The sequence below is a fragment of the Actinotignum timonense genome (genome assembly GCF_030216305.1).
Classification (GTDB): domain Bacteria; phylum Actinomycetota; class Actinomycetes; order Actinomycetales; family Actinomycetaceae; genus Actinotignum; species Actinotignum timonense_A.
On sequence record NZ_JASOKT010000004.1, the window covers coordinates 34,365 to 47,332 of the forward strand.

13 protein-coding genes are annotated in these 12,968 nt (G+C 66.2%); 2 read left to right on the forward strand and 11 right to left on the reverse strand.

Annotated features, from left to right (window positions below; all coding sequences use genetic code 11):
• Positions 1-47: 47 nt before the first annotated feature.
• Together groES and QP305_RS03625 are read right to left on the reverse strand one after the other, a co-directional pair.
• On the reverse strand, positions 48-344 hold the full coding sequence (groES, locus tag QP305_RS03620) for a co-chaperone GroES (protein ID WP_016443059.1): 297 nt from the start codon (positions 342-344) through the stop codon (positions 48-50).
• Between the two features lie 264 nt (positions 345-608).
• Entirely contained in the window at positions 609-1,439 is an 831-nt protein-coding gene (locus QP305_RS03625; protein WP_284904058.1) for an aldo/keto reductase, read from the reverse strand.
• Between the two features lie 92 nt (positions 1,440-1,531).
• Here QP305_RS03625 and QP305_RS03630 point away from each other — a divergent pair, with 92 nt between their 5' ends.
• On the forward strand, positions 1,532-2,773 hold the full coding sequence (locus QP305_RS03630) for a class I SAM-dependent methyltransferase (protein ID WP_284904059.1): 1,242 nt from the start codon (positions 1,532-1,534) through the stop codon (positions 2,771-2,773).
• 3 nt (positions 2,774-2,776) lie between these two features.
• On the opposite strand, the gene tsaD is transcribed toward QP305_RS03630, so the two are convergent.
• The 6 genes from tsaD to QP305_RS03660 all read right to left on the reverse strand — a co-directional run bounded on the left by tsaD (position 2,777) and on the right by QP305_RS03660 (position 8,781).
• Entirely contained in the window at positions 2,777-3,847 is a 1,071-nt protein-coding gene (tsaD, locus tag QP305_RS03635) for a tRNA (adenosine(37)-N6)-threonylcarbamoyltransferase complex transferase subunit TsaD (protein WP_284904060.1), read from the reverse strand.
• Complete coding sequence (locus QP305_RS03640; protein ID WP_284904061.1) at positions 3,844-4,461, reverse strand: GNAT family N-acetyltransferase; 618 nt, start codon at positions 4,459-4,461, stop codon at positions 3,844-3,846. Before QP305_RS03640 ends, tsaD begins: the two co-directional genes overlap by 4 nt.
• 7 nt (positions 4,462-4,468) lie before the next feature.
• Positions 4,469-5,185 (reverse strand): tRNA (adenosine(37)-N6)-threonylcarbamoyltransferase complex dimerization subunit type 1 TsaB, encoded by a 717-nt coding sequence (tsaB, locus tag QP305_RS03645; protein WP_284904062.1) that lies wholly within the window; start codon positions 5,183-5,185, stop codon positions 4,469-4,471.
• A complete protein-coding gene (gene tsaE / locus QP305_RS03650; RefSeq protein WP_035276466.1) occupies positions 5,182-5,709 on the reverse strand; it encodes a tRNA (adenosine(37)-N6)-threonylcarbamoyltransferase complex ATPase subunit type 1 TsaE in 528 nt (175 codons plus the stop codon). The genes tsaB and tsaE overlap by 4 nt, the downstream gene beginning before the upstream one ends.
• Positions 5,710-5,759: 50 nt before the next feature.
• Positions 5,760-6,953: an alanine racemase gene (gene alr, locus QP305_RS03655; protein ID WP_284904063.1), complete on the reverse strand. Its 1,194-nt coding sequence runs from the start codon at positions 6,951-6,953 to the stop codon at positions 5,760-5,762.
• 139 nt (positions 6,954-7,092) lie between these two features.
• Positions 7,093-8,781: a bifunctional ADP-dependent NAD(P)H-hydrate dehydratase/NAD(P)H-hydrate epimerase gene (locus tag QP305_RS03660; RefSeq protein WP_284904064.1), complete on the reverse strand. Its 1,689-nt coding sequence runs from the start codon at positions 8,779-8,781 to the stop codon at positions 7,093-7,095.
• A 131-nt stretch (positions 8,782-8,912) separates the two neighbouring features.
• Between QP305_RS03660 and coaA the strand changes: the two genes are divergently transcribed.
• Positions 8,913-10,004, forward strand: a complete 1,092-nt coding sequence (gene coaA / locus QP305_RS03665; RefSeq protein ID WP_284904065.1) for a type I pantothenate kinase — start codon at positions 8,913-8,915, stop codon at positions 10,002-10,004.
• A 119-nt stretch (positions 10,005-10,123) separates the two neighbouring features.
• Here coaA and glmM read toward each other — a convergent pair whose 3' ends face one another.
• From glmM to rplM, 3 genes are all read right to left on the reverse strand, one after another.
• Complete coding sequence (glmM, locus tag QP305_RS03670; protein WP_284904066.1) at positions 10,124-11,470, reverse strand: phosphoglucosamine mutase; 1,347 nt, start codon at positions 11,468-11,470, stop codon at positions 10,124-10,126.
• 374 nt (positions 11,471-11,844) lie between these two features.
• Complete coding sequence (gene rpsI, locus QP305_RS03675) at positions 11,845-12,333, reverse strand: 30S ribosomal protein S9 (RefSeq protein ID WP_016443070.1); 489 nt, start codon at positions 12,331-12,333, stop codon at positions 11,845-11,847.
• A 44-nt stretch (positions 12,334-12,377) separates the two neighbouring features.
• Positions 12,378-12,821 carry a 50S ribosomal protein L13 gene (rplM, locus tag QP305_RS03680; RefSeq protein WP_087070545.1) on the reverse strand — a complete coding sequence of 148 codons (444 nt, stop codon included), beginning with the start codon at positions 12,819-12,821 and terminating at the stop codon, positions 12,378-12,380.
• Between the last annotated feature and the right edge of the window lie 147 nt (positions 12,822-12,968).

Genomic DNA, 12,968 nt, shown 5'->3' on the forward strand with positions numbered 1-12,968 from the left:
CCGCAAAAACGGCGCTGCCTAGCGCTATCTAGGCCGCCTAGCTGATGTTACTTTTCCACCACGGCGAGCACGTCACGCGCGGAGAGGATGATGAATTCATCCCCGCCGTACTTGACTTCGGTGCCACCGTAGCGGGAGTACACCACAACATCCCCCACCTTGACATCCATGGGAACGCGGTTGCCCTTATCATCAATGCGGCCCGGGCCCACCGCCAGAACGGTGCCCTCCTGGGGCTTTTCCGAAGCGGTATCGGGAACGATCAGACCGGAAGCGGTGGTCGTTTCTGCTTCAGCTTGACGGATAACAACGCGATCCTCAAGCGGCTTAATGGAGACCGACATGCGGCTCCTCCTTACTTCTCAACTCGTGCACTACAAACGCGCTCAGAACCGGGACCCGCCGTCGCGGGGGCCGGGCCCGCACTAAGCACAAGCCGTAGCATGAACTACGTCCGCTATTAAAGGTAAGCCGCACTTAGCACTCAGTCAAGGTGAGTGCTAAGGATTTGCGAAAAGCGAAGTTTCTCGCACGGCGCGCGCTCAGCCGCAAGGTTCCGGGCACGCACACCTACCGCGCCGCACCCACGCTCGCGCCATTCCGCGAGCTTAGTTCACCTCATCGGGATGGGAACTGACCCGCCCGGCTTCCCCGACATCCAGCCCGGCAATCGCCTGCATTTCCGCGGCGCTGAGCTCGAAATCGAAGAGGTCGATATTCTCCTCCATACGCGCCCGATGCGTGGTTTTCGGGAAAACAATATGCCCGCTTTGCAGATGCCAACGCAGCGTGACCTGCGCGGCGGTTTTTCCGTGCGCGCGGGCCGCGGCCGTAATCGGCTCGAGTTCATCAAGCCCGTACTTAGACTGCCCCAGCGGCCCCCACGCCTCAATCTTGATATCGCGCGCGGCGCAATATTGGGAAACTTCGCGTTGCTGGAAACGCGGGTGCAGCTCAACTTGGTTCACGGCCGGTACGACGCCGCCATCAGCCACGATGCGATTGAGATGCGCAGGTTGGAAATTGGATACGCCCACCGAACGGACCAACCCGGCCTCCCGGAAGCTCACCAGATCCTTCCACGCCTCCCCGTACAGCCCCTGCTGAGGAGCCGGCCAGTGGATGAGGTACAGATCCACGTAATCAAGCCCGAGTTTCTCCAGGGATTGCGCCAGTGCGGCCGGGGCATCGGCCTGCCGGTCATTCCACAGTTTCGTGGTGATAAAAAGTTCCTCGCGCGGGATACCGGAGGCCGCAATCGCGCGCCCCACCTCAGCTTCATTGCCGTAAATGGCTGCGGTGTCAATATGCCGATAGCCGGTGGCCAGCGCCTCGCTCACCACGCGCTCTGCCTCCTGCGGCTCCACCAGGAAAACGCCGAAGCCGAGCTGTGGGATGGTGTGTCCGTCGTTCAATGTCAATGTCGGAATATTAGCCATATCACATAGTGTGCCAGGTGGGGGCAGCTGGCGCCAGGCACTCCCCCGGACGCGTTAGGCCCCGCCCGCTCGGGCACGCTAGGCTTGGAAGCGTGGAACAGCTCGACGTCGCCCACTGGCTCACCTCCCCCGCCGGGCAAGCCCTCCTCGCCACCATGCCTGCCCATAACGTGGCCGATGCTTTCAAACTCTCCACCGAACTGCGCGAACGCGGGCTCACCCCCGAACAAAGCTCCGCTCTGCTCACCCAAACCCGGCTGCGCGATGCCGCCCGCGCCAAATTCGGCGAGCGCGCCACCCGCATGTTCTTCACCGACGCCGGCCTTCAGCAATCCACCCGCGCCAGCGTGGCCCGCCAGCACGCCTCGGTTTTCCAGCGTGCCGGCGTGCGCGAAGTGCTCGATTTTGGTTGCGGGATCGGAGCGGATTCCCAGGCTTTCACCGATGCCGGCCTGACCGCCGTGGGAGTGGAGCGTGACCCGGTTACCGCTCATTTCGCGCAGGCTAATGCCGGTTGCGCCGTCGTACCAACAGACGGATACGCCCTGCTCGGTAGCTATGAAAGCCGCGAGGGGCTGTGGCTGGACCCGGCGCGGCGCGATGCGCGGGGGAAGCGGATTTCGCACCCCGAGCACTGGCAGCCGGCCCTCAGCGATGCTATTGCGCTGGCGCGCGAGTTCCGGGTGACCGGGATTAAGCTCGGGCCCGGGATTCGCTGGGCGGATTTGCCCGCCGATGCCTTCGTCGACTGGGTGAGCGTGGACGGGGACCTCGTGGAGGCGGTGGCGTGGTTTGGGACGCGCGATCCGGGGCGCGGCGCCACGATTCTCACCGAAAAGCCCCGGCGCGAGGATGGCGACGGCGCCGCCACGTCCGCCCCCGGGAACTTGGTCGGCTACTACCGCACCTGGCGCGGGGCTCCGAGCCAGTCGGCCGCTCCCCTGCCGGCCCGTCCCCTGGACGGGTACCTGTACGAACCGGATCCGGCGCTTATGCGCGCGGGCGGCCTCGACCAGGTGTGTAGCGATTTTGATTTGGCTCCGATTTCGCCCGGGCTGGCGTATTTAAGCGGCGACGCCGTCGCCTCCCCGCTCCTCGCCCGTTTCAAAATACTGGACGTTCTCCCGCTGCACGCTAAAACCGTGGCTGCCGAGCTGCGCAAACGCGGCGTCATGCGGGCCGAAATCAAAAAACGCGGAACCGATATTGACCCGGCGCTCTTCCGCAAACAACTCAAGCTGCACAAGAACGCCGGGGACGGCGCCGCCACCGTGATCCTCACCCGGATCCTCGGCGAGCACCGCGCTATCGTCGCCGAACGCGAAGGGTGGTAGGCGCTAGAACGCTACCAGATCGAGGGGCATATTCGTGTCCACCGTTATATCGAGAGCCGACGGCGCCCGCCCGCTGACCGCCACGCTGTACCCGAGGGCAGCAATCATGGCGCCATTATCGGTGCAGTAGCGCAGCGCTGGGATGCGCACGTTGATCCCGCGTTCGGCTCCGCGCTGGGCGGCCAGTTCCCGCAGCCGGGAATTCGCGGAGAATCCCCCGCCCACCACCAGGGTGTCGCAGCCTTTATCTTCGCAGGCCCGCAGGGCTTTATCCGTGAGGGTATCGGTAATAGCTTCGGTGAATCCGGCGGCAATATCGGGAACATTGACTTCTTCGCCGCGTTCCTCCAGGCCCTCAATATAGCGGGCCACCGCGGTTTTCAGGCCGGAGAAGGAAAAATCGTAGCGGTGGCGTGCTTTATTTTTCCCGCCTTCCAAGCCGCGCGGGAAACGAATGGCATCCCGGTTGCCGGTCCTTGAGAGGCGGTCGATATGCGGGCCGCCCGGGTAGGGCAGGCCGAGGAGACGCCCCACTTTATCGAAGGCTTCACCGGCGGCATCATCCAGGGTGCCGCCCAGCTCCGTCACATCCCCGGCAATATCGCGCACGTGCAGAATCGAGGAATGACCCCCGGAAACCACCAGCCCGATGAAGCTTTCCGGGAAGGGCCCGCTGGCCAGCTGATCCACCGCCAGGTGGCCAATAATATGATTAACGCCGTAGAGCGGAATACCCAGCGCCAAGGCCAGGGATTTCGCGGCGGAAACCCCAACGGTCAGCGAACCAATGAGCCCCGGGCCGGCGGTCACCGCAATCGCATCCAGATCACCCAGCCCCACACCGGCCTTCTCCAGGGCCGCCTTCAAGGTGGGGACCATTTGCTGGAGGTGAGCACGCGAGGCAATCTCCGGGATAATGCCGCCGTAGCGGGCGTATTCATCCATAGACGTGGCGGTTACATCCGCCAGCAGCTCGCCGTCGCGTACGATCCCGATCCCCGTTTCATCACACGAGGTTTCGATTCCCAAAACTGTTGTACTCACGCCCGCCAATCTTACTCCTTTAATGCTCATTCCTCGCCGGTGCCTGTCTGCTCGCCGACTCCGGTTTCCGCATCCCTGCGCAGCGCGCAGCGCATAATCGTGGCGTCACGCCCGTGATAGTAGCCCGGGCGCCGCCCCACCGCGGTAAAGCCGCGCGAGGCGTAGAGTCCAGTGGCAATCGGGTCGTCCGAGCGGACCTCGAGGAACATGGTTTCCCCGCCCGCATCGCGCGCCAGGGTCATGAGGTCGTCAAGAAGCGCGCCGCCCAGGCCCTGCCCCCGCACCGCCTGCGCCACCGCGAGGGTGAGGATTTCGGCTTCCACTCCCAGGCTGACCCCGCCGGCCGCCAGGATGGGCGGGTGGAGATCGTCGAGCGCATTAATGGAAGGAGCGCTTGGTTTAACGGCGCCGGGCACGGCCGAAGTGGCGCCGTGCTCCGCGACTTCCCGCGGCGGTTCCACCGTGTAGAGCAGGTAGGCTTCGCTACTGGCCCGCAGCGCCTGCTCCCAGGCCCCGCGCGGCCAGGCCTCCCGCGCCCCAAATTGCGCGGCATCAAAACGCGCCAGGTCACGCGCCCAGGACGGATCAGCCACCACGCGCCGCACCGGCACATCGCGCCAGCGCCGCGGCATCTCACTCCCCACCACGCGCCTAGCTGCCGAGGTAACCGCTGCCCGCCGGCTGAGCCACACCCTGCGCGATATCGGGGCGGCGCAAATACTGCGGTTCGGTATCGAGCGCCTCGCCCGCCGCGAGCTTCGCGCCCGCGCGCGCCACCATGAGTTCCGGTTCGCATTCCACCACGCGCGCCCCGCTCAGTTCCGGATACATATCTCCATGGGATACGACGACGCTGGTATGTTCGCCGCGCAGCGCAGGTATCTCGGCCGGGCGAATAATCCGGGGGCCGTCCGTCACGGTGAGTTCGCCGCGAGCCGCGCTCTGGGCAGCCGGTGCTGCTTCTGCGCTCAGCACATACAGTTCTTTACGCCGGGCATCGATAACCGCGAGCGCGCGGGTGGCTCCCTCGCGCAGCGCGCCCAGGGCCCGCACTTCCAGGGAGGAAACGCCGTAGAGCGGCACATCCCAGGCAAAAGCAAGGGTGCGGGCGGTCACCAGGCCGGCACGCAGCCCGGTAAAAGCCCCGGGGCCGGTTCCCGCCACGATGGCATCGGCGCGTTCCACCCCGGCCGCTTCCAGAACTGCCTTGACCATCGGGGTGAGGGTTTCGGCGTGGTGGCGCGAATCCGGGGACACCTCGCGGGCCAGAGTGGCGATCTGCCCGGCGGCGCCGTCGTTCCCAAAATGTTCCACGCGAACCAGACCCACCACGGATAGGTCGCTGGTATCAATAGTCAAAATATTCATGAAGCATTCTCCTGGTGGTACGAGGCGAGCAGATCGGCGGCGAGCTGGCGCGAACGCGGGCCGGAAGCGCGCAGGCTGAGGGTGCGGGGCGAATCGACGTACAGGTCAAGCACATCGCTGCCGGCCGCGGCGCCGACGGGCCGTTCAATATCAATATCGAGGCGGTCATTGGTGAGGACCTCGGTTTTGCCTTCGCCCCATTCCACCACGGTGGCGGATTCTTCCAGGGAGGAATCCAGGTCCAGGGCGTCCAGTTCTTCCAGGGAGGTGAGGCGGTAGGCGTCCACGTGGACGAGGTCGGGGCCGCCCACCCGCGAGCGGTGCACATTGGCGATCACGAAGGTCGGGGAGGTCACGCGCCCGCCCACGTTCATGCCTTCCGCGATTCCGCGGGTCATTGTGGTTTTTCCGGCGCCCAGCGGCCCGTTGAGCATGATGAGGTCGCCGCCGCGCAGGAGTTTTCCGAGGGCGCAGCCAACGGCGTGCATCGCCTCGGCGTCCTCAATAAGGATCTTCTCAGTCACCGTGCTATTCTACGTCGCTTCGCGGGCGCGGGCGTAGGTCGCGCGGGTGCCTATTTCACGTACACGCGCGGGACCCGGGCCGCCACGCGGGTAATAATCTCATAAGAAATCGTGCCGCTGGCCAGCGCCCATTGCGCGGCGCTCACCTCCCCGCGGGCCGGGTCACCAAAAAGCACCACCGGGGTGCCGGCCGGCAGCGGCCCATCCAAACGCACCACAAACTGATCCATACACACCCGCCCGGTGATGGGCGCGCGCTGAGTGGCCGGCCCCTCCCCGACCGTCACATAGCCCTTATTGGACAGTGCCCGCGGAACCCCATCGGCATATCCGAGCGGTACGACGCCGAGCACGGCCCCGTCCTCAACAACGGCCGTGTGCCCGTAAGAAACGCCGGCGCGGTGGGAAAGCTGGCGGGTGGTGAGGAGTTCGGATTCCAGGCGCATGGCGGGGCGTAGGCCCAGGTCAGAGGCGAGGGTGCGGCGCGGTTCGGGGCTGAGCCCGTACAGAATAATGCCGGGGCGCACCATATCGTAGCGGGCCTGCGGGTGCCAGAGCACCCCGCTGGAGGCGGAAAGGTGGGCCAGGCGCGGGGTGAGGCCGGCGCGGGCGGCGAGCCGGCGGGCTTCGTCGAAAGCGGCGATCTGGCTGGTGGTGGCTTCGCTATCCGGGTCGTCCGCGCAGGCCAGGTGGCTCCAGATGCCGACGACTTCGAGGTGCCCGGCCTGTTGGTGTTCGGCGAGCAGTTGTGCGGCCGCGGGAATATCTTCCAGGTTGAAGCCCTCGCGGCTCATCCCGCTATCCACGCTCAGGTGGACCCGGGCGGTGTGGCCGGTAGCCTGAGCGGCCCGCGCCACCGCCTCAATCATCCAGGTATCCCCCACCGAGAGCTCAATCCCGGCTTCGAGCGCCGGGCCGAGGTCACTATCGGGGGTGTAAATCCAGGAGAACACCGGGGGTAGGGCCGGGTGGCCGGCCAGCGCTTCACCTTCGGTAGGCCGCTCCCCCCATTCCCGGACCAGCGCGAGTGCTTCGGCAAGTTGGGCAACCCCCAGGTAGTCCGCTCCCGCGCGCGCGAATGCGCGCGCGGCGGGAAGCAACCCGTGGCCGTAGGCATCACCTTTGATAACCGCCATGATTTTCTGGCCCGTGAGATGGGCCCGTACCCGGGTGAGGTTCTGTTCGAGCGCACCCAGGCTGATGGTAGCTCGGGAGGTAAAAACTGCGGGATCGAGGTTAAACATGGTGTTCTTCCTGTTGAGGCGCGGATAGGGATGCAGTGCGGGAGCCGGTGAACCGCGGGCGCGCTGGTCGCCTACGGGCGAGCTGGTCACCCGCGGGCGAGCTGCGGGCCGCGGCGCGGGGTGCGGGCGTGCCTGTATTCTACGCGCCGCCCAGAATCTGGCCGATGACCTGCGGGATGCGCGCGGCGATCTGGGCTGCGCTGATAGGCCGGCCCGGCGCCGGCGCGGGCTCCCCGAGGGCACTCCGCGCCGGAGCTGCGAAAGGCGTTCCAGCCGCGAGCGCGGCAGCGCGGGCATGCACGTGCAGGGCAGCGGCCGCGATACGGGCGGCCGCCCCCGGTGCCAGGCAGGCAGTCGCACCGGGTGCGTCGATTGCGGTGGGCGCCCCCGCGCCATCTGCAGGCTCGGTGAGTTCAGTGCGCCCCGTAACCTCCGTGGGCTCGGCAACTACAGCGTGTTCGGCAACCACAGCGTGCTGAGCGAGCATGGCCCCGATCAGCCCGGCCAGCACATCGCCGGCACCGGCCACGGCCCGCCAGCCGGGTGCCCCGCCCTGGGCGTAACACGGCCCGCTCGGGCTGGCCACCACATCAACGGATCCCTTGAGCACCACCGTCGCCCCCAGCTGGGCCGCCAGAGCCCGCGCGGCCGCCACCGGGCACGACTCAATCACCGCGCGGCTGAACGGCGTGCCATCCCCATCGCGAAGATCCAGTTGCGCGGCGAGCAGGGCGGCTTCCCCGGCATGCGGGGTGAGCACCACGTGCTCACCGAAGCGCGCTCCCGCCCGCGCTTCCATATCGGCGATGGTGGGTAGGGCCCCGGCATCCACAACCACCGGGGATCCGTCTTTGAGCGCGGCGTGCAGGAGGGCCGGTGCCCCCGGCGGGTCACCCGAACCAACCGCGAGAGCCTGGATGCGCCCCGGGGCGGCCACCACTTCCGGGTGCGCGGTGATGACCAGCTCCGCGACCTCACTCTCGCCGAGGTAACGTACCATCCCGGGTCCCGCCGCCAGGGCGGCCGTCGTCGTTAATAAACCCGCACCCGGGTACTGCACCGAACCGGCCACGATCCCCACCACGCCGCGGGTGTATTTGTGGTCCTCCGCGCCGGGCACCCGCCACAGGTCCGCCACATCGGAATCGCCCAGGCGCAGCACGGAAGCTTCGCCCAGGTGCGGGGCAAAGCCGAGCTCCACCACCTCGATGCGTCCCGCGGCCCGGCGAGCCGGGTCCAGCACCAGCCCGGCCTTGGCCGCTCCCATGGTCACGGTGAGGTGGGCAGAGAGGTAGGGGCCGGGCAGGGCGCCGTCGTCCACACCGATCCCGGAGGGGGTATCCACCGCGACCACGAGCGGTTCCACCGGGCTGACCAGGCGCTCGGATTCCAGCGCGGCAAGCCACGAGGCCAGCGGTTCGCGCGCCGGCCCGCGCGCCCCGATGCCGAGCAACCCATCCACCCAGACGGCGCTGCGGCGTGCCACCTCGACCGCCTGCGCCACGCTGGCCTCACGGATGAGGGTGCCGCCGGCGCGCTCCAAAGCCTGCGCCCCCGCGCGGTGGTAAGCGGGCAGCGGAAGCGCCGCCACCACGGCGGCCCCGCGCCGCGCCAGATACGCGCCGGCGTAGAGGGCATCCCCGCCGTTATTACCCGCCCCGGCAAAAATCGCGATGCGGGTCCCGCTCACGCGGATGGAGCGACGGCGCAGCTCCCAAATAATCGCATTCGCGAGCGCCCGGGCCGCCCGGGCCATGAGCGGCTCGCCGGCCGCCAACAGGGGTTCTTCCGCGGCTCGCACGGTCGCGGCATCATAGGTACGCAACATACTGGTATGGTAACGCGCGCCCGCGTCCGTGGAGCTGGGCCGCCCGCCGGGCTGAGCACGGCCGTGAGCTCCAGGCCGCGGATCCCCACCCGATGCGGCGGGGCCGGGCGCCCAGCTAGTAGGCTGGCCCCATGGAGTCCAACCGTCACCTCGTCACGTTCACGCACGACGAATGGAGCGCCCTCGCCAAGAACGCGCCCCTCCCGCTCACGCACACGGATGTGCGGCACCTGAAAGCCCTCGGCGACCCGATTGACCTGGCCGAAGCGGATGCTATTTACCGCCCGCTCTCCGCGCTGCTGCAAATGTACGCTCAGGAAATCGGGGATCTGCACCGCAAAACTTCCGATTTTTTGGGCTTGCGCGAACAGCGCACTCCTTTTGTGATCGGTATTGCCGGTTCGGTTGCGGTAGGAAAATCGACGACGGCGCGACTTCTCCAAGAGTTGCTTCGGCGCTGGCCCTACACTCCCCGCGTGGACCTGGTGACCACCGATGGCTTCCTCTACCCCAATGCGGTGCTGGAAGAGCGCGGCCTCATGGACCGCAAGGGGTTCCCGGAATCCTATGATCACGCCGCGCTTCTTGATTTTCTGCGGCGGGTCAAATCCGGGGAGGATCGCGTGGAGGTGCCCCGCTACGATCACGTTATTTACGATATTGTGTCCGGTCAGCACCAGGTGGTGGCCCACCCGGATATTCTCATTTTGGAAGGGCTCAATGTGCTCCAGCCGCCACTGCTCGCGGCCGGCTGGCCGCCGAGGCATGCGGAGGCCGGTGCAGCGGCCGGTGAGCGAGCTGATTCGCGGCCCGGCACCCAGCCCGGCGCCCGGACCGGCGCCCGGACCGCCACCCCCACGCGCGTGACTCCCACGCGCGTGACTCCCACGGATGCCGCTTTCTACACCGGGAACCTCACCGCGGTCTCCGATTTCTTCGACGTCTCGATTTACGTGGACGCTTCCCCGGAAGACCTGGAAACCTGGTACCTCTCGCGTATTTTCAAATTGCGCGACGTCGCCTTTAATCTGCCCGGCGCCTATTTCCACCAATTTGCGGATATGCCAGACGCCGAACTGCGGGCCCGCTCCCTCGACATCTGGAACGCAATCAACCTGCCCAATCTGCTGGAGAATATTCAGCCCACCCGCGAGCGCGCCGATATCATGCTCTGCAAGGGCGCCGACCACCGGGTCCAGCGCATTCACCTGCATAAGTTGTAGCCGCCCGGCCCGTAGCTAGGCTGTGCCCCGGCCAGCAGCATAGGCGGGCCGGGGCGCAAGGATACGTGGCGGCGTCGTCGTAAAAAATACTGCGCGGCGCGCGGCGCGCACCGTACGAGTTATAACGCGAGGTTTGTGGCGACCACGTCCGCGAGTTCATGGGCCACGGCATCTGCCTCCTCCTGGGTGGCGGCCTCGACCATGACGCGCACCAGCGGCTCGGTACCCGAGGGGCGCAGCAGCACCCGGCCGGTCTCCCCTAGGCGTTCCTCGGCCTCGCGGACCGCGCGCTGGACCTGCTCGTTTGTGGAGGCCGCGGCTTTATCCACATTCGGCACATTGACGAGGATTTGCGGGAGGCGGGTGACCACGCTCGCGAGTTCACGCAGGCTGCGCCCGGATGCCGCGACCTGTTGGGCGAGGAGCAGGCTGGTGAGGGAGCCGTCGCCGGTGGTGGCTTTTTCGAGGGAGATGACGTGGCCGGATTGTTCGCCGCCCAGGCTGTAGCCCCCGCGGCGCATTTCTTCGAGGACGTAGCGGTCCCCCACCCCGGTTTGGATCGTGCGCACGCCGTGCTCCTTCATGGCCAGGAGCAGGCCGAGGTTGGACATGACTGTGACGACGAGGGTGTCTTTCGCGAGTTTGCCGGCGTCTTTGAGGGCGAGGGCGAGGATCGCCATGATTTGATCGCCGTCCACGAGCTCGCCTTCGTGATCGACCGCGAGGCAGCGGTCCGCGTCGCCGTCGAAAGCCACTCCGAAATCGGCGCCGTTATCGACGACCGCGCGCTGGAGGGCTTCCGGGTGGGTGGAGCCGCAGCCGTCGTTGATGTTGTATCCGGAAGGATCGGCGTTAATAACAATAACCTTCGCTCCCGCGCGGCGCAGCGCCTCGGGGGCGATAGCGGAGGTGGCGCCGTTCGCGCAATCGGTCACGATGGTCAGGCCGTCCAGCCGGGTGGTGATCGCGGTGGTGAGGTGGTCGAGGTAGAGGCGATCCCCGAATTCCGCGGTATCGCTAATGCGGCCAATGCCGGCACCGGTGGGGCGGCCCCAGTCCGTGCCGAGGAGTTCTTCGATTTCGTCTTCGAGGCTGTCTTCGAGTTTGAAGCCGCCTTTGGCGAAGAATTTAATGCCGTTGTCCTGCATGGGGTTGTGGGACGCGGAGATCATGACGCCCAGGTCATAGCCTCCTTCCGCGGTGAGGAAGGCGATGCCGGGGGTGGGGATAACATCCACGTGTTCCACGTCCACTCCGGCGCCGGCGAGCCCGGCCGCTACCGCCTGGGACAGCATCCCGCCCGAGACGCGCGAATCCTGGCCGATGACCGCGCGCGGGCGGCCCTCCCCGTCGAATTCGCGGGTGAGGACCCGGGCGGCGGCCTCACCCAATTTCACAGCGAGGTCCGCCGTGAGCGCGCGGTTTGCGAGTCCGCGGACGCCGTCTGTTCCAAAAAGTCGTGGCATTACTCAGCCTTTCGCCGGGGCGCGGCCGGTGCCGCGCCACATGTGCTTCCCTCTGTTCTTACTTCGCCCGCGGGCCAGGAACCGGGGCGGCTGTGGAGCTTGTTGAAGCTAGCCGCTCTGGCTGACACCGCGGGTGCGCTGTGTTCTACTGTAACGCGCGCGGCCGGCCGGCGGAAAAAGGAACGCGGGGTGGACGCGTGATGGCCAAAGGGTGAAAGGCGAACGGGGCGCGGGGCACAGGGCACGGCGAACCGCAAACCGAGAACCGCAAACCGAGCACACCCACCCCGCGCACATACAACAAGGGAGGCCCCGAATGGGACCTCCCTTGTAAAAACTGAGCGCTGCGCCGAAATGGCGCATAGCCCCGAAGCTTAACGCTTGGAGAACTGCGAAGCCTTGCGGGCCTTCTTCAGGCCGGCCTTCTTGCGTTCCACCGCGCGAGCATCGCGGGTGAGGTAACCGGCCTTCTTGAGGGCCGGGCGATTCGCTTCGCGGTCAATTTCGTTGAGGGCGCGGGCGATGCCAAGACGCAGCGCACCGGCCTGGCCGGAAATGCCACCGCCGTTGATACGGGCGATAACATCGAAACGGCCTTCGAGATCAAGCAGGGTGAAGGGGGACTTCACGAGCTGCTGATGGATTTTGTTGGGGAAGTAATCGGCCAGGTCGCGGCCGTTCACCTTCCATTCCCCGGAGCCGGGGACGAGCCGGACGCGGGCAACGGCTTCCTTGCGGCGGCCGAGTGCCTGACCCGGGACAGCGGCGGATACACCCTGACCGACCTTGGGGGTTTCGGTCTCTGTGGTGTAGGAGCCGCTGAACTCCTCCTCCACCTGGGTGTCAATTTGAGTTTCTGACATTGATGTAAATCCTGTTCCGAAAAAAGCGGCCGAACGCGACTCGCTTATTGGGCGATCTTCTTCAGCTCGTAAGGTTCGGGCTTCTGAGCTCCGTGCGGATGCTCAGCGCCGGCGAAAACCTTCAGCTTCTTCAGCTGCTGGCGGCCGAGAGATGTGTGCGGAAGCATGCCGCGCACCGCCTTAATAACGGCCTGCTCGGGATTCGAGGCAAGGAGTTCGGCGTACGAGGTGGCCTTAAGGCCCCCCGGGTAACCGGAATGCCGGTAAGCCATCTTCTGCGTTGCCTTGCTTCCCGTGAGGGTCACCTTGCTCGCATTCGTGATAATAACGAAATCGCCGGTATCCATGTGAGGAGCAAAATTCGGTTTGTGCTTCCCACGGAGCAGGGCGGCAACCTGAGCTGCCAAACGCCCGAGGACAACATCGGTGGCGTCAATGATGTACCACTTCTTCTCAATGTCGCCGGGCTTAGGAGTGTACGTGCGCACGTGCGTAGCCTTCGTTTCTGATATTGGTTCCGAACATCCGCCGTGGTGGCGGGCGAAACCGTAACGGTCAAAAGTTAGATGTGCCCTTCACAGCGCGCGACGAGTGGGAATAAGCATCGCGCCGATGGTATGGACAACAACGCTCTA